The organism is Thiobacillus denitrificans DSM 12475, from assembly GCF_000376425.1.
GTDB lineage: Bacteria > Pseudomonadota > Gammaproteobacteria > Burkholderiales > Thiobacillaceae > Thiobacillus > Thiobacillus denitrificans.
Window position 1 is genome coordinate 222908 of record NZ_AQWL01000002.1, and the last position, 22048, is coordinate 244955.

Annotated in this window: 21 protein-coding genes; 13 read left to right on the forward strand and 8 right to left on the reverse strand. The window is 64.0% G+C overall.

Annotation, left to right across the window (positions count from 1 at the left end; translation table 11 throughout):
• Window positions 1–18: 18 nt before the first annotated feature.
• Window positions 19–1386 carry an amino-acid N-acetyltransferase gene (gene argA / locus B059_RS0103425; RefSeq protein ID WP_018076842.1) on the reverse strand — a complete coding sequence of 456 codons (1368 nt, stop codon included), beginning with the start codon at window positions 1384–1386 and terminating at the stop codon, window positions 19–21.
• Window positions 1387–1557: 171 nt separating this feature from the next.
• Between argA and B059_RS0103430 the strand changes: the two genes are divergently transcribed.
• On the forward strand, window positions 1558–1989 hold the full coding sequence (locus B059_RS0103430) for a DsrE family protein (RefSeq protein ID WP_018076843.1): 432 nt from the start codon (window positions 1558–1560) through the stop codon (window positions 1987–1989).
• Window positions 1990–2045: 56 nt separating this feature from the next.
• On the opposite strand, the gene B059_RS0103435 is transcribed toward B059_RS0103430, so the two are convergent.
• The gene (locus B059_RS0103435) at window positions 2046–2774 is read right to left on the reverse strand and encodes a 16S rRNA (uracil(1498)-N(3))-methyltransferase (protein WP_018076844.1); all 729 of its coding nucleotides are present in this window, start codon (window positions 2772–2774) and stop codon (window positions 2046–2048) included.
• Window positions 2775–2819: 45 nt separating this feature from the next.
• On the opposite strand from B059_RS0103435, the gene B059_RS0103440 reads away from it, so the two are divergent.
• The 10 genes from B059_RS0103440 to B059_RS0103485 all read left to right on the forward strand — a co-directional run bounded on the left by B059_RS0103440 (window position 2820) and on the right by B059_RS0103485 (window position 14342).
• A complete protein-coding gene (locus B059_RS0103440; protein WP_018076845.1) occupies window positions 2820–3377 on the forward strand; it encodes a thioredoxin family protein in 558 nt (185 codons plus the stop codon).
• 1 nt (window position 3378) lies between these two features.
• The gene (locus B059_RS0103445) at window positions 3379–3993 is read left to right on the forward strand and encodes a class I SAM-dependent methyltransferase (RefSeq protein ID WP_018076846.1); all 615 of its coding nucleotides are present in this window, start codon (window positions 3379–3381) and stop codon (window positions 3991–3993) included.
• Window positions 3972–4778: an inositol monophosphatase family protein gene (locus B059_RS0103450; RefSeq protein ID WP_419184831.1), complete on the forward strand. Its 807-nt coding sequence runs from the start codon at window positions 3972–3974 to the stop codon at window positions 4776–4778. The genes B059_RS0103445 and B059_RS0103450 overlap by 22 nt, the downstream gene beginning before the upstream one ends.
• A gap of 233 nt (window positions 4779–5011) precedes the next feature.
• On the forward strand, window positions 5012–6997 hold the full coding sequence (tkt, locus tag B059_RS0103455; protein WP_018076848.1) for a transketolase: 1986 nt from the start codon (window positions 5012–5014) through the stop codon (window positions 6995–6997).
• 98 nt (window positions 6998–7095) lie between these two features.
• Window positions 7096–8097 (forward strand): type I glyceraldehyde-3-phosphate dehydrogenase, encoded by a 1002-nt coding sequence (gap, locus tag B059_RS0103460; RefSeq protein WP_018076849.1) that lies wholly within the window; start codon window positions 7096–7098, stop codon window positions 8095–8097.
• Between the two features lie 138 nt (window positions 8098–8235).
• Window positions 8236–9417, forward strand: a complete 1182-nt coding sequence (locus B059_RS0103465) for a phosphoglycerate kinase (RefSeq protein WP_018076850.1) — start codon at window positions 8236–8238, stop codon at window positions 9415–9417.
• An 87-nt stretch (window positions 9418–9504) separates the two neighbouring features.
• Complete coding sequence (gene pyk / locus B059_RS0103470; protein WP_018076851.1) at window positions 9505–10938, forward strand: pyruvate kinase; 1434 nt, start codon at window positions 9505–9507, stop codon at window positions 10936–10938.
• Window positions 10939–10973: 35 nt separating this feature from the next.
• The gene (gene fba, locus B059_RS0103475) at window positions 10974–12041 is read left to right on the forward strand and encodes a class II fructose-bisphosphate aldolase (RefSeq protein WP_018076852.1); all 1068 of its coding nucleotides are present in this window, start codon (window positions 10974–10976) and stop codon (window positions 12039–12041) included.
• A gap of 315 nt (window positions 12042–12356) precedes the next feature.
• Window positions 12357–13625 (forward strand): M20 family metallopeptidase, encoded by a 1269-nt coding sequence (locus tag B059_RS0103480; RefSeq protein ID WP_026177281.1) that lies wholly within the window; start codon window positions 12357–12359, stop codon window positions 13623–13625.
• 42 nt (window positions 13626–13667) lie between these two features.
• On the forward strand, window positions 13668–14342 hold the full coding sequence (locus B059_RS0103485) for a trimeric intracellular cation channel family protein (RefSeq protein ID WP_018076854.1): 675 nt from the start codon (window positions 13668–13670) through the stop codon (window positions 14340–14342).
• Window positions 14343–14592: 250 nt separating this feature from the next.
• Here the strand turns inward: B059_RS0103485 and B059_RS0103490 are convergent, their stop codons facing one another.
• Both B059_RS0103490 and B059_RS0103495 read right to left on the reverse strand, forming a co-directional pair.
• On the reverse strand, window positions 14593–16575 hold the full coding sequence (locus B059_RS0103490) for a UvrD-helicase domain-containing protein (RefSeq protein ID WP_018076855.1): 1983 nt from the start codon (window positions 16573–16575) through the stop codon (window positions 14593–14595).
• Window positions 16572–16973: a glutaredoxin family protein gene (locus B059_RS0103495; protein WP_018076856.1), complete on the reverse strand. Its 402-nt coding sequence runs from the start codon at window positions 16971–16973 to the stop codon at window positions 16572–16574. Before B059_RS0103495 ends, B059_RS0103490 begins: the two co-directional genes overlap by 4 nt.
• 82 nt (window positions 16974–17055) lie before the next feature.
• Between B059_RS0103495 and B059_RS0103500 the strand changes: the two genes are divergently transcribed.
• Entirely contained in the window at window positions 17056–17880 is an 825-nt protein-coding gene (locus B059_RS0103500) for a symmetrical bis(5'-nucleosyl)-tetraphosphatase (RefSeq protein WP_018076857.1), read from the forward strand.
• Here the strand turns inward: B059_RS0103500 and B059_RS18570 are convergent.
• From B059_RS18570 to B059_RS0103520, 4 genes are all read right to left on the reverse strand, one after another.
• On the reverse strand, window positions 17813–18661 hold the full coding sequence (locus B059_RS18570; protein ID WP_157273595.1) for a lysophospholipid acyltransferase family protein: 849 nt from the start codon (window positions 18659–18661) through the stop codon (window positions 17813–17815). The two genes, B059_RS0103500 and B059_RS18570, sit on opposite strands and share 68 nt — an antisense overlap.
• A gap of 16 nt (window positions 18662–18677) precedes the next feature.
• Window positions 18678–19427, reverse strand: a complete 750-nt coding sequence (locus tag B059_RS0103510) for a GNAT family N-acetyltransferase (protein ID WP_018076859.1) — start codon at window positions 19425–19427, stop codon at window positions 18678–18680.
• Window positions 19428–19536: 109 nt separating this feature from the next.
• On the reverse strand, window positions 19537–20001 hold the full coding sequence (locus B059_RS0103515) for an outer membrane lipoprotein (protein WP_051068479.1): 465 nt from the start codon (window positions 19999–20001) through the stop codon (window positions 19537–19539).
• Between the two features lie 105 nt (window positions 20002–20106).
• Window positions 20107–21039 (reverse strand): carbohydrate kinase family protein, encoded by a 933-nt coding sequence (locus tag B059_RS0103520; RefSeq protein WP_018076861.1) that lies wholly within the window; start codon window positions 21037–21039, stop codon window positions 20107–20109.
• A 134-nt stretch (window positions 21040–21173) separates the two neighbouring features.
• Here B059_RS0103520 and B059_RS18575 point away from each other — a divergent pair, with 134 nt between their 5' ends.
• Window positions 21174–22043, forward strand: a complete 870-nt coding sequence (locus tag B059_RS18575; protein WP_038058144.1) for a zinc dependent phospholipase C family protein — start codon at window positions 21174–21176, stop codon at window positions 22041–22043.
• Window positions 22044–22048 lie beyond the last annotated feature (5 nt).

A 22048-nucleotide genomic window follows, 5' to 3' on the forward strand; every position in this document is an offset into this window, starting at 1 on the left:
TTACTTCTCTGCAAAGATCTACAAGGTTTTTTGCAGAACCTTGGATCTTCGCTTGTAGTTGTATAGCGCTTGCTTGCGCTTGGGCAGATGGTCGGGGCTGCTGTCGATGAAGCCGCGTTCCTCGAACCAGTGCTCAGTGCGGGTGGTCAGGACAAAGAGCCGCTCGAACCCCGCTCTTTTACCATGTTTCTCGGCTTCTGCCAGCAGCCGGTCGCCAAATCCGCGCCCGCGGAATTCCCTGGATACAGCCAGGCAGGCCAGTTCGGCGGCCTGCTCTTCGGGGAAGGGATAGAGCGCCGCGCAACCGGCGATGATGCCGTCGGATTCGAGCACCAGGAAGCGTTCGATTTCCATTTCCAGCAGTTCGCGCGAGCGCCGTACCAGGATACCTTCGCGTTCCAGCGGCTCGAGCAGGCCGAGAATGCCGCCGACGTCGTCGATGGTGGCAGCGCGCAGGGTTTCCAGCGGCGCCGGTGTGATCAGCGTACCTACGCCGTCGCGGGTGAATAGTTCGGACAGCAGGGCGCCGTCGCGGTGGTGGCTGATGAAATGTGCCCGCTTGACGCCCTGGGTGCAGGCAGTGATGGCGCAGGGCAGGTAGTAGGTGATGTCTTCCGGCAGTTCGTGCGCATTTCCCAGCACCTGGCGTGCCTCGTTCACGGTGAGGACGTTGTGGATCGTCCGTTCCGTATCGGGCAGATGCGGTTTTGCGGGGCCCTTCGGGCTTTGTGCGGCGGGATCTTCCTGCGGCACCCCTTCGGTGTCTATCAGAAAGATCAGCTTGTCCGCAGCCAGTTCGATGGCGGCTTGCGTGGCCACGTCTTCCAGGCTGAGGTTGAAGATTTCGCCGGTCGGCGAATAGCCGATGGGGGAGAGCAGCACGATATCGTGCTGGTCGAGGCGACGCCGGATCGCGGCAGCATCGATCTTGCGCACTTCGCCGGTGTGCAGCAGGTCGACGCCGTCGCGCACGCCCAGCGGCTGCGCGGTGACGAAATTGCCCGAGGCCACCCGGATGTCGGCGCCCGCCATCGGCGTATTGGCCAGTCCCAGCGACAGCAGCGCCTCGATCTCCACCCGCACCGTGCCGGCGGCCTCCTTGACGCAGGCCAGTGCGGCGTCGTCGGTCACGCGCAGCCCGTTCACATAACGGATTGCCGTACCGTTCTCGGTCAGCCGTGCTTCCACCTGCGGCCGCACGCCGTGGATCAGCACCAGCCGCACGCCCAGGCTGTTCAGCAGGTTGACGTCATGCGCCAGTTGCACGAAGCCGCCGTCTGCCACCAGTTCGCCGCCAAAGGCGATGACGAAGGTTTTGCCGCGAAAACCGTGAATATAGGGGGCGGCAGAACGAAACCAGTGGACGAAATCGGCGGTGTCTTTCAACGGATTGGCCTGAACGGGGTTGATTAGCGCGAAGGATACAGAAAACCTCCATGCGGCGCATGGGCCGTGATATCCACAGAAATAAACGGAATAAATCGGTCAATCTTTACGTCATAAGCAAAGCGGGGCGCACATCCGCACTGCAACCAATATTTCAATGGAGATCAACACATGAAACGCTTGAATACGCTGGGCGCTCTGCTGGGCGGGGCTTTGCTGCTGGGGGCACTGGCGCTGCCCGCCGCTACGCTGGCCGCCGACAAGTCGAAAATGGTGATCCAGGTCAGCGAAAACGACCCAGCCACCTGGAATCTGGCGCTCAACAACGCCAGGAATATCCAGAAGGACATGGGCAAGGACAACGTCGAACTCGAAATCGTGGCGTTTGGCCCCGGCATCAACATGCTGAAAGCCGAATCCGAAGTGGCCAACCGCATTGGCGAGACGGTCGATTCCGGGGTGTCGGTGATGGCGTGTCAGAACACCATGCGCAATCAGAAGCTCGACAAGGAGGATATGCATGCCAAGGTGGGCTATGTTGCCTCGGGCGTGGTGGAAATCATGCAGCGCCAGAAGCAGGGCTATACGTATCTGCGCCCATGAACGATACCTCCGCCAGGCATAACCGGATTAGACGCCCGGTTATGCCTGATGCGTGCCTAAAAATCGCCCCATAGCGTCTGCATCGCGGCCAGTGCGGCCAGCGCGGCAGTCTCGGTGCGCAGCACGCGCGGCCCCAGGCGGACGGCGACGGCTCCGGCTGCCAGGAGAGCGGTGATCTCGTCGGTTTCGAACCCGCCTTCGGGGCCGGCGACCAGGCAGTCTTGCGCCGTCGGCGGCGGCAGGTCGGCCAGCCGCGCCTCGGCCAGCGGCGATAAAAACAGCAGGCGCCCGTCTGTGCGCTGGCCGAGCCAGTTGGCCAGCGCCAGTGGCGCGGCCACCGCCGGAACCCGGTTGCGTCCGCACTGTTCGCAGGCGCTCGCTACCACACCCTGCCAGTGCGTGACGCGTTTGCCGGCCCGATCGGCCGCCAGCTTGACCACGCTGCGCCTGGCCGCGATCGGCTGGATTGCCGTCACGCCCAGTTCCACCGCTTTCTGCAGCGTGTAGTCCATACGCTCGCCGCTCGAAATGCCCTGCGCCAGCATCACGCGCAGGCGCGATTCGCGCTCGATGGCGGCAAAGCCGGTGACGCTGACCGCGACTTCGTCCTTCTGAATGCGTTCGATGCGGGCGGCGTATTCGCCACCCTGTCCATTGAACAGGGTGACAGCATCGCCGGCCGCCAGCCGCAGTGCCCGCGCGGCATGGCGTGCGGGGCCCGGCGGCAGGCTGAAACGGGCACCCGGGGCAAGCGGCTGGTCGAGATGGAAACGCGGGGCGGACATATTGGTATTATGCCGGGATTGTCGAGCGATCTTGCGGAGAGCCCCATGGTTTCCCTCACCACCCCCGTGTGCGATTTTGGCTGGAAAGCGCCTGGCTTCAGCTTGTCCGGCGTCGACGGAAAAGTGTGGACGCTGGCTGATGCGATGGGGCCGAACGGCGTGCTGGTGATGTTCATCTGCAACCACTGCCCCTATGTGAAGGCAATCCGTCCGCGGCTGGTGCGCGACCTGGCCGAGCTCAGGCAGCACGGCATCCATGCCATCGCCATCATGTCGAACGACCCGACCGAATATGCCGAGGACTCCTTCGACAACATGCAACAGGTAGCAGCGGAATTCAATTTCCCCTTTCCCTATGTGATCGACGAGACACAGCAGGTGGCGAAAGCTTACGGGGCGGTGTGCACGCCGGATTTTTTCGGCTTCAACCGCGATTTCGAATTGCAGTACCGCGGGCGCTTCGATGAATCGCGCAAGGAAACGGCCCCCGAGGGCGTGCGTCGCGATCTGTTCGAGGCGATGAAGGAAATCGCCGCCACCGGGCGCGGTCCCGCCGGGCAGGTTCCCAGCATGGGTTGCTCGATCAAGTGGAAGGGAGAATGACATGGCCGATCGTCGTCAGCATTGGGAAACCGTTTACAACAGCAAGGCAGCGGACCAGGTCAGCTGGTTCCAGACGCATGCCGCTTCATCGTTGCGCCTGATCACGGGCTGTGCGGACCGGGATGCCCGGATCATCGATGTGGGTGGCGGCACTTCGGTGCTGGCGGACGACCTGCTCGACGCCGGCTACCGTCATCTGAGCGTGCTCGATCTGGCCGAATCGGCGCTGGCCGCCAGTCGCGCACGGCTCGGCGCGCGCGCGCAGTCAGTGCAATGGATTGCCGGCGACATCACCCAGGCCGAATTGCCGGCTGCGCACTACGACGTCTGGCACGATCGCGCGGTCTTCCATTTTCTGACCGATCCGGCCGATCGCGCACGTTATGTCGCGCAGGTCTTGAAGAGCGTGAAACCCGGCGGACATGTCATCATTGCCACTTTCGGCCCCGGCGGGCCGTTGCAGTGCTCGGGGCTCGACGTGATGCGCTACGCCCCCGATGTGCTGCATGCCGAATTCGGCATGCCTTTCCGGCTGCTCGGGCACGAAACCGAAATCCACCACACCCCGGCTGGGCAGGAGCAGGAATTTGTCTACTGTTATTGCCTGCGCACCTGATTGTGCTTGACCAGGTCCAGGCCTTGGTAAGGCGGGTTGCGCAGTGCGAGGTCACGCCGCGCTTCCTCAAGGTGGCGCACAGCCATAAGCCTGACGGCAGCCTCTTCACCGAAGCCGATGCGGCAACGCAGGCCGCGCTGGAAGCGGCGCTGCCGCATATCAAGGACGTGCCGGTGCTGGGCGAGGAAATGACCGAGCAACAGCAGCGCGATGCCTGGGAAGCTGGTCGCGACGGCTTGTGGTGCGTCGACCCGATCGACGGCACTTCCAACTTCGTCGCCGGGGTGCCCTATTTTGCCGTGTCGGTGGCCTATCTCTACAAGGGCGAGCGTCAGCTCGGCGTGGTGTACGATCCGGTCGCCGACGAGATGTTCACCGCCGAACGCGGACGCGGCGCGCATTTGAACGGCATCCCGCTGCCTTTGCGTACTCCTGCCACCGAACTGCGGCGCGCGCTCGCCGGAGTCGAAATGAAGCGCATCGACCGCGGGCTGGCCGGCCGACTCGCGGCGTGGCCGCCGTATGCCTCGCAGCGTAATTTCGGCGCCTCCACTCTGGACTGGTGCTACACCGCAGCCGGGCGTTTCGATATCTATGTCCACGGCGGCCAGAAGCTGTGGGATTACGCCGCCGGCGCACTGATCCTTGAAGAGGCGGGCGGACGGCTGGCCAGCCTGTCAGGCAGCTTCGACATCGCCAACGTGTGGGAGCGATCGGTGGTGGCTTCGGCCAGCCCGGAACTGTTCGAGCTGTGGCGCGACTGGTTGAAAGCCGCCGGCGCATAAGCGGCTTCATCGGGTGAATAAAAAGATTTTTAGCGTGTGACCCTGAGCTGCTACTTAAGCTTCACGTTTTAACCCATTGTCGTGGAATCCTTTTTTTCCGGTTACGGCACGGCTTGCGAAAGCCCGCCCTGCTGACGGATAATCAGGGTTTTTGCATATTCTGCCCAAGCTGTCGCTGCACGGCTTTTCCGGGCGGGGAATGCGGCAGTTTTTACTTAGCTGAAGGGAACGCAATGCCAACCCGTAACGACCTGGCCAATGCCATCCGCGCGCTTGCGATGGATGCAGTCGAAAAAGCCAAATCCGGCCACCCCGGCGCCCCCATGGGCATGGCTGAAATCGCCGAAACGCTGTGGAACCACCACATGCGCCACAACCCGACCAATCCCAAGTGGGCGGATCGCGACCGTTTCGTGCTGTCGAACGGCCACGGCTCGATGCTGATCTACGCATTGCTGCACCTGACCGGCTACGACCTGTCGATGGACGATCTGAAGCAGTTCCGTCAGCTGCACTCCAAGACCCCGGGCCACCCCGAGTACGGTTACGCCCCCGGCATCGAAACCACCACCGGACCGCTCGGCCAGGGCATCACCAACGCCGTCGGCATGGCGATGGCGGAAAAGATTCTCGCCGCCGAATTCAACAAGCCCGACCACGCCATCGTCGACCACCACACCTATGTATTCATGGGTGATGGCTGCATGATGGAAGGCATCTCGCACGAAGCCTGCGCGCTGGCCGGCACCTGGAAACTCAACAAGCTGATCGCGTTCTGGGACGATAACGGCATCTCGATCGACGGCCACATCGAGCACTGGTACACCGACGACACCGCGAAGCGCTTCGAAGCCTACGGCTGGAACGTCATCGCCGGCGTCGATGGCCATGACGTGGTGGCGCTGGAAGCCGCCATCCAGAAGGCCAAGGCCAGCAGCGACAAGCCGACCCTGATCTGCTGCAAGACCATCATCGGCAAGGGCTCGCCCAACAAGGCCGGCACCCATGACGTGCATGGCGCCGCGCTGGGTCACGACGAAGTCGAGGCGACCCGCAAGCACATGGGCTGGACCCATCCCGCGTTCGAAGTGCCCGCCGACATCTACGCCGGCTGGGACGCCAAGACCAAGGGCCAGGGGCTGGAAACGCTGTGGAACAACAAATTCGCCGAGTACAAGAAGGCGTACCCGGCCGAAGGCGCCGAGTTCGAGCGCCGCATGAAGGGCGAACTGCCCGCCAACTGGAAGGCGCACGTCGCCGAGAAACTGGCCGCGATCAACACCAAGGCCGAAACCGTCGCCACCCGCAAGGCTTCGCAGATTGCGATCAATGCGCTGGCCTCCGCGCTGCCCGAGTTCCTTGGCGGTTCGGCCGATCTGACCGGCTCCAACCTCACCAACTGGGAAGGCTGCCATCCGGTGCGTCACGGCAAGCCCGGCAACTACATCAGCTACGGCGTGCGTGAATTCGGCATGGCCGCGATCATGAACGGCATGGCGCTGCACGGTGGCCTGCTGCCGTTCGGCGGCACCTTCCTGATGTTCTCCGAATACTCGCGCAACGCCATCCGCATGGCTGCGCTGATGAAACAGCGCGTGATCCACGTTTTCACCCACGACTCCATCGGCCTCGGCGAAGACGGTCCGACCCACCAGCCGGTTGAGCAGACCGCCACCCTGCGCATGATCCCCAACATCGACGTCTGGCGTCCGTGCGACACCGTCGAGACGATGGTCGGCTGGGTGCATTCGGTCGAGCGCAGCGACGGGCCCACCTGCCACATCCTGTCGCGTCAGAATCTGCCGTTCATGCAGCGCGACGAGGCGACCCTGGCCAGTATTGCCAAGGGTGGCTATGTGCTGAAGGACGCTGCAGGTGCCAAGGCCGTCATCATCGCCACCGGCTCCGAAGTCGAACTGGCCGTCAAGGCTGCGGATGCGCTGGCTGCCGAAGGCATCGCGGTGCGCGTGGTCTCGATGCCGTCGACCAACACCTTCGACCGCCAGGATGCCGTCTACAAGGCCGGCGTGCTGCCGAAAGGCCTGCCGCGCGTCGCGGTCGAGGCCGGCGTCACCGACTTCTGGCGCAAGTACGTGGGTCTCGAAGGCGCGGTGGTCGGCATCGACAGCTTCGGCGAATCCGCCCCGGCTCCGGCGCTGTTCAAGCACTTCGGCATCACCACCGAGGCGGTCGTGGCTGCGGTGAAGGGCGTTCTGTAAAAACCTGCGTCCGCGAAGGGCGCGAAGAAAAAAACTTCGTGTTTCTTCGCGCCCTTCGCGGACAAGAAAAGATTTTCAACCTCACTGGAGACTGACTCATGGCAATCAAAGTTGGCATCAACGGTTTTGGCCGCATCGGCCGCATGGCATTCCGCGCAATCGCCAAGGATTTCAAGGACATCGAAGTGGTCGCGATCAACGACCTGCTCGACCCCGAGTACCTAGCCTATATGCTGAAGTACGATTCCGTGCATGGCAATTTCAACGGCGACATTTCGGTCGAAGGCAGCAACCTCATCGTCAACGGCAAGAAAATTCGCCTGACGGCCGAGCGTGAGCCGTCCAGCCTGAAGTGGAACGAAGTCGGCGCCGACATCGTGATCGAGTGCACCGGCTTCTTCCTGACCAAGGAAACCTGCCAGAAGCACATCGACGCGGGCGCGAAAAAAGTGGTGCAGTCCGCTCCGTCCAAGGACGATACCCCGATGTTCGTGTACGGCGTGAACCACGAGAAGTATGCCGGCGAGGCCATCGTCTCGGCCGCTTCGTGCACCACCAACTGCCTGGCGCCGATGGCCAAGGTGCTGAACGACAACTGGGGCATCAAGCGCGGCCTCATGAGCACCGTGCACGCCGCCACCGCCACCCAGAAAACCGTCGACGGCCCGTCTTCCAAGGACTGGCGCGGCGGCCGCGGCATCCTGGAAAACATCATCCCGTCCTCGACCGGCGCCGCCAAGGCCGTCGGCGTGGTGCTGCCGGAACTGAAAGGCAAGCTGACCGGCATGGCGTTCCGCGTTCCGACCTCCGACGTGTCGGTGGTCGACCTGACCGTCGAACTGGACAGGCCCGCCAAGTACGCCGACATCTGCGCCGCGATGAAAAAGGCCAGCCAGTCCGGTGATCTCAGCAAGACGCTGGGCTACACCGACGAGAAAGTGGTTTCCACCGACTTCCGCGGCAATCCCTTCTCCTCGATCTTCGACGCCGAAGCCGGCATCGCGCTGGACGACACCTTCGTCAAGGTCGTGGCCTGGTACGACAACGAGTACGGCTACACCTGCAACATGCTGCGCTTCGTGCAGCACGTCGCGAAGTAAAGAACCAAGGGGCAAGGTACAAGTTTCAAGGGTTTTCCTTGCAACTTGAATCTTGCCTCTTGTATCTGCAGTGAGCTTTAAGGCCTGGTGCGCTCCGCGTGCCAACCCTTAAACCTTACTTTTCAGGAGAAACACACCATGGCATTCATCCGTGTCACCGATCTCGATCTGGCAGGCAAGCGCGTGTTCATCCGCGCCGACTTGAACGTCCCGGTCAAGGACGGCAAGGTCACCTCCGACGCCCGCATCACCGCGTCGATGCGCACCATCGAGCACTGCCTCAAGGCCGGCGCCAAGGTGATGGTCACCTCCCACCTCGGCCGTCCCAGCGAAGGCGAGTTCAGGGAAGAGGATTCGCTGAAGCCGGTGGTCGACGTGATCGCGCAGAAGCTCGGCAAGAACATCCGCCTGATCCGCGAATGGACCGACGGCGGCTTCGATGTCGCCGACGGCGAACTGGTGGTGCTGGAAAATTGCCGCGTCAACAAGGGCGAGAAGAAGAACGTCGACGACACCGCCAGGAAATACGCCGCATTGTGCGACGTCTTCGTGATGGACGCCTTCGGCACCGCGCACCGTGCCCAGGCCTCGACCCACGGCATCGCCAAGTTCGCCCCGGTGGCGGCGGCCGGCATCCTGCTGACCGAGGAGCTCGACGCGCTGGACAAGGCGCTGGCCAACCCGGCGCGCCCGATGGTCGCCATCGTCGGCGGCTCCAAGGTGTCGACCAAGCTGACCGTGCTGGAAGCGCTGGCCGAGAAATGCGAGCAGCTGGTGGTCGGCGGCGGCATCGCCAACACCTTCCTCAAGGCTACCGGCCATAACGTCGGCAAGTCGCTGTGCGAGGACGACCTGGTGCCGACCGCGCAGGCGCTGATCGAGAAAATGACCGCACGCGGTGCGACCATCCCGATCGCCGTGGACGTGGTGTGCGGCAAGAAATTCGATGCCAACGAGCCCGCTGTGCTGAAGGATTCTGGCGACGTTGCAGACGACGACATGATTTTCGACATCGGCCCACAGAGCGCGCAGGAGCTCGCCGACATCATCATGAAGGCCGGCACCGTGGTGTGGAACGGCCCGGTCGGCGTGTTCGAGTTCGACCAGTTCGGCGAAGGCACCAAGACCATTGCCATGGCGATCGCCAACACCAATGCCTTCACCCTGGCCGGCGGCGGCGACACCATCGCCGCGATCCAGAAGTACGACATCTATGACAAGGTCAGCTACATTTCGACCGCCGGCGGCGCCTTCCTCGAATACCTGGAAGGCAAGGTCCTGCCGGCCGTGGCGATCCTGGAGGAACGCGCTCAGGGTTAACCAGCAAACGGTAAACGGTGAGCGTAGCCCGCTCACCGTTTTTGTTTTTGTACCGCTTGCTGTTCACCGCTCACTGCCCGCCCACTTATGATCCGCAGAACCAAAATTGTCGCCACCCTCGGCCCTGCCTGTTCCGATGCCAAAACCCTGGACCGGATGATGGAAGCCGGCCTGGACGTGGTGCGCCTCAACTTTTCCCACGGCGTGGCGCAAGACCATATCGACCGCGCCGAACTGGTGCGCTCGCTGGCGCGCGCGCGCGGCCGCGCGGTCGGTGTGCTGGTCGACTTGCAGGGTCCGAAAATCCGCATCGGCAAGTTCAAGGACGGCAAGATCGTGCTGGCCAAGGGGGATACCTTCATCCTCGATGCCGCCTGTGCGCTGGGCGACCAGACCCGCGTCGGCCTCGACTACAAGGAATTGCCGAACGATGTGAAGCGGGGCGTCACCCTGCTGCTGGACGACGGCCGCATCGAATTCTGGGTCGAGGAAGTCAGGGGCACCGAGATCCACTGCAAGGTGGTGCAGGGCGGCGTGCTGTCCAACAACAAGGGCATCAACCGCAAGGGCGGCGGGCTGTCGGCGGCTGCCCTGACCGAAAAGGATATCGAGGACATCAAGACTGCCGCCGCCCTGAATGCGGATTACCTGGCGGTGTCGTTCCCGCGTTCCGGCGCCGACATGCGCCAGGCGCGCGAACTGCTGCGCGCCGCAGGCGGCAAGAGCCAGCTGGTCGCCAAGATCGAGCGCACCGAAGCGATCGAAAACCTGGAGGAGATCCTCGAGGCTTCTGACGCCATCATGGTGGCGCGCGGCGACCTCGGCGTGGAAGTGGGCGACGCTGCGGTACCCGCGCTGCAGAAACGCATGATCCGCATGGCGATCGAACGCAACAAGGTCGTCATCACCGCCACCCAGATGATGGAATCGATGATCACCAGTCCGATTCCTACCCGCGCCGAAGTGTCCGACGTCGCCAACGCGGTGCTCGACGGCACCGACGCGGTGATGCTGTCGGCCGAAACTGCTGCCGGCCAGTTCCCGGTCGAGGCGATCCAGGCCATGGACCGTGTCTGCCTGGAAGCGGAAAAGGAAGCCGAGCCCCATTTTTCCGGTGCCCGTCTCGACCACAGCTTTTTGCGACCGGATGAGGCGATTGCGATGTCGGCGGTGTTCACCTCGGTGCACCTCAACATCAAGGCCATCGCCGCGCTCACCGAATCCGGCAACACCTGCCTGTGGATGAGCCGTCTGTCCACCCGGGTGCCGATCTATGCCTTGACACCCGGAGTTCAAACCCGTAGAAAAGTCACTCTTTTTCGCGGCGTCTACCCGATCAATCTGAAAACCGCCACCAAGGATCGCGACGTGCTGCTGGCGGAAGCCGAGGAGGAGTTGCGGCGACGCGGTGCCGTGCGCGAAGGCGATCTGATCCTGCTGACCATCGGCGAGCCGATTGGTCAGTCGGGCGGCACCAATACCATGAAGATCGTCCGCGTAGGCGACTCCAGAAAATCCTGATTCTGAAGCCCATTTTTTAAACTAGGAGAGTGTAAATGGCCCTGATTTCCCTTCGTCAACTGCTCGACCATGCCGCCGAGAACGGCTATGGCCTGCCCGCGTTCAACGTCAACAACATGGAGCAGGTCCAGGCCATCATGCAGGCCGCCGCCGCCGTGGATTCCCCTGTGATCCTGCAGGGTTCCGCCGGTGCCCGTTCCTACGCCGGTGAACCCTTCCTGCGCCACATGATCCTCGCCGCGATCGAGATGTATCCGCAGATCCCCGTCTGCATGCACCAGGACCACGGCGCGTCGCCGAGCATCTGCTTCCGCTCGATCCAGTCCGGCTTCTCGTCGGTGATGATGGACGGCTCGCTGGGCACCGACGGCAAGACGCCCTCCACCTATGAATACAACGTCGAGACCACCCGCAAGGTGTCCGAACTGGCCCACGCCTGCGGCGTCTCCGTCGAAGGCGAACTGGGCTGCCTGGGCTCGCTCGAAACCGGCATGGCTGGCGAGGAAGACGGCCACGGCGCCGAAGGCGCGCTGGATCACAGCCAGTTGCTGACCGACCCCGACGAGGCGGCCGACTTCGTCGCCAAGACCAAGGTCGACGCGCTCGCCATCGCCATCGGCACCTCGCACGGCGCCTACAAGTTCACCCAGAAGCCCACCGGCAAGGTCCTGCGCATCGACCGCGTCAAGGAAATCCACGCCCGCATCCCCAACGTACACCTCGTGATGCACGGCTCGTCGTCGGTGCCGGAAGACTGGCTCGCCATCATCAACAGCTATGGCGGCGACATGGGCCAGACCTACGGCGTGCCGGTTGAGGAAATCGTCGAAGGCATCAAGAACGGCGTGCGCAAGGTCAACATCGACACCGACCTGCGCATGGCCTCCACCGGCTCCATCCGCAAGCACCTGGCCGAGAACAAGGCCAACTTCGACCCGCGCAAATTCCTCAAGGAAAGCACCAAGGCCATGTCCGGCATCTGCCAGGCCCGCTACGAAGCCTTCGGCTCCGCCGGCCAGGCCAGCAAGATCAAGAAGGTCTTCAACCTGGAAGAAATGCAGAAGCGCTACGACAAAGGCGAGCTGGATCCGAAGGTCAACTGATCGCCGGCTTGCCGGAATCAGAGGCTGAAATCAAATGGGACGCTGCGGCGTCCCATTTTTTTCGGCCCACGAGCGCCGCGCTGATGATCCTGGGGCGCCTTTTGGCTGGGAGCGGTCGTGCAGTTTGCTCGCCTCGGCTGACTGTTCATCGGCCGAATTCGTGGAGACGCACTGCACCACCTGGTTCAGCGATGGCGACCACAAACAACCTCCGCTGGATTGTCTTGAGACGAATGGAACCCGGAAGACGGTTTAACTATCGCCTATCATGGTGAAAAGATGCTGTGCCAAATGATGATGTGCCGGAGGCGACTTATGAATACGGCGTTATCTGACCCTTCAAGCACGCTCCTTGGGAGTCTTCCCAGCCTGCTGCCTGGGCTCGAAGCACTTTACAAGGATGTCCATGCGCATCCGGAACTGTCGATGCAGGAGAACCGCACGGCGGGCCTTGCGGCGAAACATCTCCGGGACAATGGTTACGAGGTGACCGCTGACGTGGGCAAGACGGGGGTCGTCGGCCTGCTGCGCAATGGGGAAGGCCCCACGGTCATGCTGCGTGCCGACATGGATGCGCTCCCCGTGCGGGAGGCGAGCGGCGTCGATTATGCAAGCACCGTCATGGCCACGGATGCCGCGGGAAATTCCGTGCCGGTGGCGCATGCCTGCGGTCACGACATGCACGTGGCATGGCTGATGGGTGCGGCTGCGCTATTCTCGCAACGGCGCGAGGCCTGGCGCGGCACGCTGATGGTGGTTTTCCAGCCAGGCGAAGAGACGGCGCAAGGTGCACGGGCCATGATTGACGATGGCCTATTCACACGCTTTCCCAAGCCTGATGTCGTGCTCGGCCAGCATGTCATGGTCGGCCCCGCAGGTACAGTCGCGGGCAGCGCCGGGCCGATCACCTCCGCCGCCGATAGTCTGCAAATTCGTCTGTTCGGACGCGGTGCGCATGGCTCGATGCCGCAAGCCAGCATCGATCCGATCGTCATGGCCGCGGCGATCGTCCTGCGACTGCAAACCATCGTTTCCCGCGAAGTGGCCGCCACCGACGCCGCAGTGGTTACCGTCGGGGTGTTGCAGGCGGGTACCAAGGAGAATGTGATCCCGGACGAGGCCATCATCAAGCTGAACATCCGGACGTTCGATGAAGGGGTACGCAAGCATGTGCTTGCAGCGATCGAACGGATCGTCAACGCTGAAGCGCAGGCTTCCGGCGCGCCGCGGGCGCCGGAGATCACTCCGCTGGATCGCTACCCCCTCAACGTCAACGACAAGCAGGCGAGCGACCGCATTGCGGAGGCCCTGCGCCGCCATTTCCCGCCCGACCGCGTCCGGCACACCGGGCCGGCGCCGGCGAGCGAGGACTTCGGTTGCTTCGGGAGTGAATGGAACACACCATCGGTATACTGGTTTGTCGGTGGGACCGATCCCGACATCTATGCAAAAGCCAAGGCAGCGGGACGGATCAACGACCTGCCGGTCAATCACAGCCCCTTTTTCGCCCCCGTCATCCATCCAACCCTGCAGACAGGCATCGAAGCCATGGTCGCGGGCGCGTTGGCCTGGCTGGCTAAATGAAGAACCAATCAAACGTTTAACGCCCTCGCAGGACGTTTTCCGATGCCGCTGATCCCCGTTCTCGAACAGAAGGCGATTCACGAACTTCTGCTGGTTTTCGACCTGGCGGGTACCTTTGTCTTCGCAACCAGTGGCGCGATGTTGGGCGTACGCCGCAATCTCGACATCTTCGGAATTCTGGTCCTGTCCTTCGCGGCCTCGAGTGCGGGGGGGATCACACGCGATCTGTTGATCGGCGCCGTCCCGCCCGCTGCGATCCGTGACTGGCGTTATCTTGCGGTTGCTCTTGCCGCCGGGTTGCTGGTTTTTTTCTGGTCGTCACTGTTCGTGCGCCTGCGCACCGCGATATTGATCTTCGATGCGGCAGGTCTTGCGCTCTTTGCCGTCGCCGGCACGCAGAAGGCGCTTGCGTACGGGCTGAACCCGTTGATGGCGGCACTGCTGGGCATGTTGACCGGCATCGGAGGAGGCATTGTGCGCGACCTGCTCGTCGCCCAGACACCCGCCGTGCTTCGGAGAGACCTCTACGCCCTCGCGGCACTTGCTGGCGCGGCGCTCGTTGTCATCGGACATGCACTGACTTTGCCGATGGTCCCGACCGCGATTGCTGGAGCTGTTGTCTGTTTCGGACTTCGACTGATGGCGATCCGTCATGGCTGGAATCTACCTGTCCCTCGGCCCCTCGAAAGCGGGGACGAGAGGCGCGAGCGTGATTGACGGCCGTGGTACGTCCGTAGTCAGCCGATGACGGCAAGAGTAGTGGATGCCTGCGCTGTGAAGATACGGACTGGCGCGCTGGCCATGATCGACACGCTCGAACAGTTAGCAAGGAACCGCAAAGGCCTGCGAATTCCGCACCTAAGGCTCGACTGGGCCGAGCGGCTCCTGGGTTGTCGATGACGGCCACCCAGCTAAGTAGTGGATTTGGGGGAACGACCGCGATTAAACATGTGTGCGGTGACTGAATCTACCCCAGCATCGCCTTCAACGCCGCCAGCCGGTCGCTGCCGCTGGCCTTGGCATCTGCCGTGGTGGGTTTCTCCGGCATCCGCACGTCGTCGCCGAGTTCGTCGATGAAACGCGAGGGATCGCACGCCACCGATTCGCGCGCGCGCTTGCGGCGCGAGCAGTAGGACAGCGTGAGCGATTTCTTGGCGCGGGTGACGCCGACGTACATCAGGCGGCGTTCCTCTTCCAGGCGGCCTTCGTCGACGGCGTCGCGGTGCGGCAGGATGTTCTCCTCGACGCCGACCAGGAACACGTGGCCGAATTCGAGTCCCTTGGCGGCGTGCAGGGTCGACAGCCGCACGGCGTCGGGTTCTTGTTCCTCGCGGCCTTCGAGCAGGGTGATGAGCGCGATGGTCTGGGTGAGCTGCAGCAGGTTCTTGTCGTCCTCCTCGCCCTTCTTGGCGATCCAGGCGGCGAATTCGAGCACGTTGTTCCACTTGCTCTGCGCGGCGCGCTGGTCGTCCTGGTCGAACAGGTGGACCTCATAGTCGATGCTCTTCAGCAGGTCGTTCAGCACTTCGCCGGCCGGCTCGCGGGCGACCCGTTCCTCGATGCGGTTGATGAAGTTGCAGAACTCGACCAGCGGCGCCAAGTGGCGCTCGCCGATCTGCGACGCGGCGGCGGCCGAGAACACCGCCTCGAACAGGCTCACGTGCAGGGTGGCGGCGACCTGGCCGAGCTTCTCCAGCGTGGCCGCGCCGATGCCGCGCCTGGGCGTGGTGACGGCGCGGATGAAGGCCGGGTCGTCGTCGCTGTTGGCGATCAGGCGCAGGTAGGCGATGACGTCCTTGATTTCGGCGCGGTCGAAGAACGACTGCCCGCCGGAGAGCTGGTATGGAACTTTTTCGTTCCTCAGCGCCTGCTCGAACACGCGCGCCTGGTAGTTGCCGCGGTAGAGGATGGCGTAGTCGCGCCATTCGGTGCGGTGCTGGAACTTGTGCGACAAGAGGCGCATCACCACCGATTCGGCCTCGTGCTCGTCGTCCTTGGTCGGCATCACCTGGATCGCGTCGCCGTGGCCGAGGTCGCTCCACAGGCGCTTCTCGAAGAGCTTGGGGTTGTTGGCGATGAGGCTGTTGGCGGCCTTCAGGATGCGGATGGTAGAGCGGTAGTTCTGCTCCAGCTTGACCACGTGCAGGTGCGGGTAGTCCTCGTTCAGTTGCCGCAGGTTGTCGGCCGAGGCGCCGCGCCAGCCGTAGATCGCCTGGTCGTCGTCGCCGACCGCGGTGAATGCCGCGCGCACGCCGGTGAGCTTCTGCAGTAGGCGATACTGCGCGACGTTGGTGTCCTGGTATTCGTCGACCAGGATGTGGCGCAGGCGGTTCTGCCATTTCTCGCGCAGATCAAAGTGGGTGTCGAGCAGTTCGGCCGGCAGACGGATCAGGTCGTCGAAGTCGACCGCCTGGTAGGCGCGCAGGGTCGCATCGTAACGGTCGTAGATCTTGGCGTAGACGCGCGCGTTGTCGTCCTCGGCGGTGGCGAGCGCGGCGGCGGGCGACTTCAGTTCGTTCTTCCACAGCGAGATGCGCGACACCGCGCGGCGGATTTCCTGCTTGTCGGTGGTCTTGATGATCTCCGACACGATGCCGGCGGCGTCGGCCGAATCGAGGATCGAGAATGCGGGCTTGAGCTCGGCGAACTTCGCGTCCTCGCGCAGCATCCTCAGGCCCATCGAGTGGAAGGTGGTGACGATGAGCCCCTTGGTGTTGACGTTCGAGGTCAATTTGGCGGCGCGCTCGGCCATTTCGCGCGCGGCCTTGTTGGTGAAGGTGATGGCGGCGATCGAGCCCGGCTTGTAACCGCATTCGCCGATGAGATAGGCGATCTTGTGGGTGATCACCCGGGTCTTGCCCGAGCCGGCGCCGGCCAGCACCAGCAGGGGGCCGTCGAGATATTTCGCCGCCTCGCGCTGCGGCGGATTCAGTGCGGCAAGCAGGCTCATGCGGCGGGTGCGGTGCCGAATTCGCGGTTCAGCCAGGCGTTGATGTCATCCGACTCGTACAGCCAGGTTTGCCTGCCCTGATCGTCGGTGATCAGCAGGCAGGGTACCTGCGGCTTGCCGCCGCCGGCGATCAGGGCGGCGCGGTGTGCTGCGTCATGCTGGGCATCGCGCAGCTCGATATCGAGCGACAGCCGCTGCATCGTCCGCCGGGTCTTGAGGCAGAACGGGCAGGTGGGGTAGTGGTACAGCGCCAGGCTGCGCGTACGCGCGTCGATTTCCTGCTGCGCGGCAGCGGGACGCACGACGCCCTTCGGACGCGTCAGCCAGTAGCCCAATAGCATGAAGGGGGTGAGGATGAGGCGCAGGGTACGGAAGAACAGGCGGATCAGGGGTTTCATGGCGCAGGCGTCACAAGAGGTTCAGGCGGGAGCGCTATGATGCGGGTCAACACAGCGTACAAATTTTCAAAGCGTATTTTATATGTCCACCTATGCCATTGGCGATTCTCAGGGATGTCACGCTTCCCTTTTGCGTTTGCTGGATGAAGTGAAATTCGACCCGGCAGCCGACCGGCTGTGGCTGGTCGGCGATCTGGTCAACCGCGGGCCGGATTCGCTGGGGGTGTTGCGCTTCGTCAAAAGCCTGGGAAGCGCCGCCATCTGTGTACTCGGCAATCACGACCTGCACCTGCTGGCGCTGGCCGAAGGCTTTGGCCGCGCGCACAAGGGCGACACGCTCGACGCGGTTCTGGCGGCGCCCGACCGTGACGAGTTGCTGCACTGGCTGCGCCAGCGCAAACTGGCCTGGCGCGAAGGCGATTTCCTGATGGTGCATGCGGGCGTGCTGCCGGGCTGGACAGTGGACGACACGCTGCAGCGGGCGGCGGAAGCCGAGGCCATGTTGCAGGGTGCGCATTACCGCGATTTCTTCGCGCAGATGTACGGCAACGCGCCGACCGCGTGGGATGCCGGCCTGCAAGGTATCGAGCGGCTGCGGGTGATCGTCAACGCCTTTACCCGGCTGCGCTACTGCACACCGGCGGGCGAGATGGAATTCCACCACAAGGGGGCGCCCGGCACGCAGCCGGCCGGCTGGCTGCCGTGGTTCGAGGTGCCGGGGCGGCAGAGTATGGCGGCGACGCTGGTGTTCGGCCACTGGTCGACGCTCGGGCTGGTCAACCGGCCCGGCCTGATCGCGCTGGATACCGGCTGCCTGTGGGGCGGGAAGCTGACCGCAGTCAGGCTGGAGGACCGCCAGGCGTTTGCGGTGCAGTGCCCGCAACTGCAGCGCCCCGGCCGTCCGTAAGCGGGGCGTCTGGCGGCGTGCTCATTGCGGGGGGCGTGCCCAGCAGCCTGGCGGTGGCCGCTTCCGCCTGTGCGGCCAGTTCGCGCCGGTGGCCGTTCGGCGGGATCGGTTCGCCGAACTGAAGTTCGGCGATGAGGCCGGGTTCGCTGACAATCCGTTTCAGGCTTTGCCACATGCTGATGTCGTCGATATACGCGGGCGCGGCGCTGTAGTCGTTGTCCAGCGTGCGGTAACGCAGGGCGGCCGGCACGATCGGACAGTTCAGCTCAACCGCCGGCTGCAACAGCGACGGCATGAAGCGCCGCAGCCCGCGCCCATCGCCGGTGGTGCCTTCAGGGAATACCGCCACCCAGGCGCCGCCCTCCATCAGCGCGCGCATTTCGGCATTGATGCGCGCGGTGTCGGCGCGGCGGCCGCGTTCGATGAATAGGGTGCCGGTCTTGTGGGCCAGCCAGCCGGCCACCGGCCACGAGCGTACCTCGGCCTTGGAGACGAAGTGCACCCGCTGGGCAGCGTAGATCAGGTAAATATCCAGCCACGAGACGTGGTTGCATACCAGCAGCGCGCCGCCCGGCAGGCTGGGGGCGGCGGTCGTGCGTGCCTGCACCCCTAGCACGTGGAGCAGGCGCCGTGACCAGGCCATGATGCGGCGGTCGCGTTGTGCCGGGCCGAGCAACGGAAACACCAGTCCGGCCAGCGCCACGCCCCAGACGAGATGCAGCCCCAGCAGGCCGATACGGATGGGGCGGCGAAGGAAGGGAGGGAGGCGGGCAGGATTCACCCGTGCATTGTAGGACTCAAACGATGAGGCGGCGGGCATAACTGCGGTTGAGCTGCGCCATCGGCAGCAGCATCAGCAGATCGGCGGTGTTGAAGTCGGGATCCCAGGCCGGCTCCCCGCAGACCATTGCGCCGAGCCGGGTGTAGCCCTTGATCAGCGGCGGCAGCAGGGCATTCCGGCCATCGTCGAGCGATTCGACCGGCAGACGGGTGCGCGGGGTGACGCGCCATTCGATCGGCGCGAGATGGCGCCCGGCCAGCTGGCGATGCACGCTCGCCGCGATATGGCCGCCGTCGGCCATGCCGACGCTGGCGCAGCCGACGATGGTTTCATAACCGTAGCGCGTCATGTAATCGGCCAGCCCCATCCACAAGCGGGCGATCACGCTGCCGCTGCGATGGGCCGGGTGCACGCACGAGCGCCCCAGCTCGGCCATGCGCGGCCGCAGGAAATTTAGCCGGGTGAGGTCGAATTCCTGTTCGGAGTAATAGCTGCCGACGCGCTTGGCGGCTTCGGGAGGCAGGATGCGATAGGTGCCGACGACTTCGCCGCTGGCGAGTTCGCGCACCAGCAGGTGGTCGCAGAACGGATCGTACAGATCGATATCGTGCCCCGGCAGGACGGACGTCAGGCGCGCGCCCATTTCCTCGGCAAATACCTTGTAGCGCAGGCGCTGCGCTTCGCGGATTTCGTTGTCGTCGACTGCCAGCGACACGTGGTAGCGGCCGGCGGAGATGGCTTGAACATTGGTACGGACATCGAGCATTGAGCGCTCCCGTTGACGGAATGCGCCCAGCTTAGAGAGCCGCGATTAACCCGGCGTGACGTTCAGATTGCAAAACGATGACCGGCAAGCCTGTCGCGCCGGCCGTGCGTCAATGCGATACGCGCGTCGTTCCTCCGCCGGACAGCACGCGCACGCGGTCGCCGACCCGAAACTCCTCGTCTGCCGCCTGGGTGATGGCAAGCAGCCGTCCGGAATCGAGCTTGACAGTGATTTCCACGCCTTTCTGCCGGGTTACCGCCTCTTCCGTGGCCGCGCCGCCCAGGCCGCCCAGTACCGCGCCGACCGTCGCGCCAATGATGCTGCCCTTGCCGCCGCCGACCGTGCTTCCCGCCACGCCGCCGACCACCGCGCCGGCACCCGCGCCAATCGGCGTCTTGGTGCCCTCGATATTCACTTCGCGCACCGACTCCACCACGCCCATCTGCACTTCCTGCACGGTGCGGGCCTGCTCGCGGCTGTAATCCTTGCCGCCGGTGCCGCTGGCGCAGCCGCCGAGCATGGCAATAGCCGCAGCAAGCAGGACAGAGGCTGCGATCCGGGATGGTTTTTGCATGATGACTTCTCCACGGTTGAACGCCTTCATTGTAGGCGAAGCGGGTGCCGCAGGATTCCGCTGCCGTGGCGTGCCGCCAGGGCAGCGGCCAGACACGTTGTTTCGCTAGAGCATCTTGCCGAACGTGGCCTGGAGTCGCTCGGCAATCTCCGCGCGCGCGGGTTTGTGGTTCTGCCCGCCGCGTTGCTCGATTTTGATCGAACCCATGACGCTTGCCAGCTGACCGGTGCGTTCCCAGTCCCAGCCATGGGCGATGCCGTAGAGCAGGCCGGCGCGGAAGGCGTCGCCGCAGCCGGTGGGGTCGACCACCGCGCGGGCCGGGACCACGGGGATGTCGATCCGCCGGCCGTCGGCATAAAAATGCGAGCCGGCTTCGCCACGCGTCACGACCAGGCATTTCACCTTGGCGGCCAGGGCGTCGAGCGGCAATTCGGTGCGCGCCTGCAGCAGCTCGGCTTCGTAATCGTTGAGCGTCACGTAATCGGCGCGCTCGACCATCTCCAGCAGCTCGCCGCCGGAAAACAGCGGCATGCCCTGGCCGGGGTCGAACACGAACGGAATCCCCGCTGCGTGAAACTGGCGGCAGTGGTTCAACATGCCGTCGCGGCCATCGGGCGAGACGATGCCGAGCCCGATGTCGCGCGTTTTCGAGGCATCGTTTTCATGCGAGAAATTCATCGCGCCGGGATGGAATGCGGTGATCTGGTTGTCGGCCAGATCGGTGGTGATGAAGGCCTGCGCGGTGTAGCTGCCCGCCATGTGGCGAATGGCTTCGCGCGAAATGCCCAGTGCGTCGAGGCGATCGGCATACACGCCGAAATCGTCGCCGACGGTCGCCATGATCACCGGCTCGCTGCCCAGCAGCTTCAGGTTGTAGGCGATGTTTCCGGCACAGCCGCCGAACTCGCGCCGCATCTCGGGCACCAGAAACGACACGTTCAGCATATGGATCTTGTCGGGCAGGATGTGATGCTTGAAGTGATCCTGGAACACCATGATGGAATCGAAGGCGAGGGAACCGCAGATGAGGGTACGCATGATGGGTGGGGTTCGCGTGGCGCTGTGGGTTGAAAACGACAGCCGGGATTATACGCAGGCCGCCGCTGCCGGGTTTCATGGAAGATTCACGCAGCTGACCGCGCGCGGTCATGCGGCACGGCCATGCTGCGCGCATGAACACGAGACGCACCGCATTCCTGTGGTCGGTTCCCGCTGCCCTGTTTGCGGGGGACGCGCTGGCATGGGGCCTGTACACGCATGTGTATTTTGCGCAACTGCTGGTGTGGGCGGTGCCGCTGCTCGATCCCGCGATACGCCGCGCGGTACGGCAATTCCCGCAGCGTGTGATGGCGGGCGCCTGCCTGCCGGATCTGGCGCTGGTGGGGCCCACCGCGCGTACCCGGGCATTCGATACCAGCCATCGCTGGGAAACCGCCCATGCCCTGCTGGATGCGGCATGCGACGACGAATCACGTGCCTGCGCGGTGGGTGCGATGAGTCATCTGTGGGTCGACATCGTCGCGCACAACCACTTCGTGCCGGCGCACGAACATCTGTGGTGGAATGTGCCGATGCTGACGCATGCCGCCTCGGAGTGGGCGATGGACCGCCATATCGCGCAGCAGCTGTTCCGCCCGCCCGCCGCCCTGCTGCAGGCGGACGACTGGCTGGTCGACTATGTGGCGCGCAATTTCGACTGCAGCGCCACCGCCAGCCGCCGCGCGATCAAGCAGCTGGCCGGCGCCGAAACCCTGCTACGCCACAGCCGCCTGCCCGGCATGCTGCACGGGATGGGGCGCGTGTTCGACCGCAGGTTGTCGGCACGGTTCGATTACTACATTCGGGAGGTCACGGCCCGGCTGCCGCAGATGAACCGCGTACTGGCCGGCGAAGCCCCCGCCTGGCTGGCGGATTGCCCGCCGGTGACGGTGGCCCGCCAATACATCGCCGCCCATGCGCCGGAACTGGTGGCATGCCGGATGCCGTTGCCGGGGGATCTGTTCAAGCAGGAAATACCTTCTGCCCGGCAGGCAGCGGCGTAAGGTTT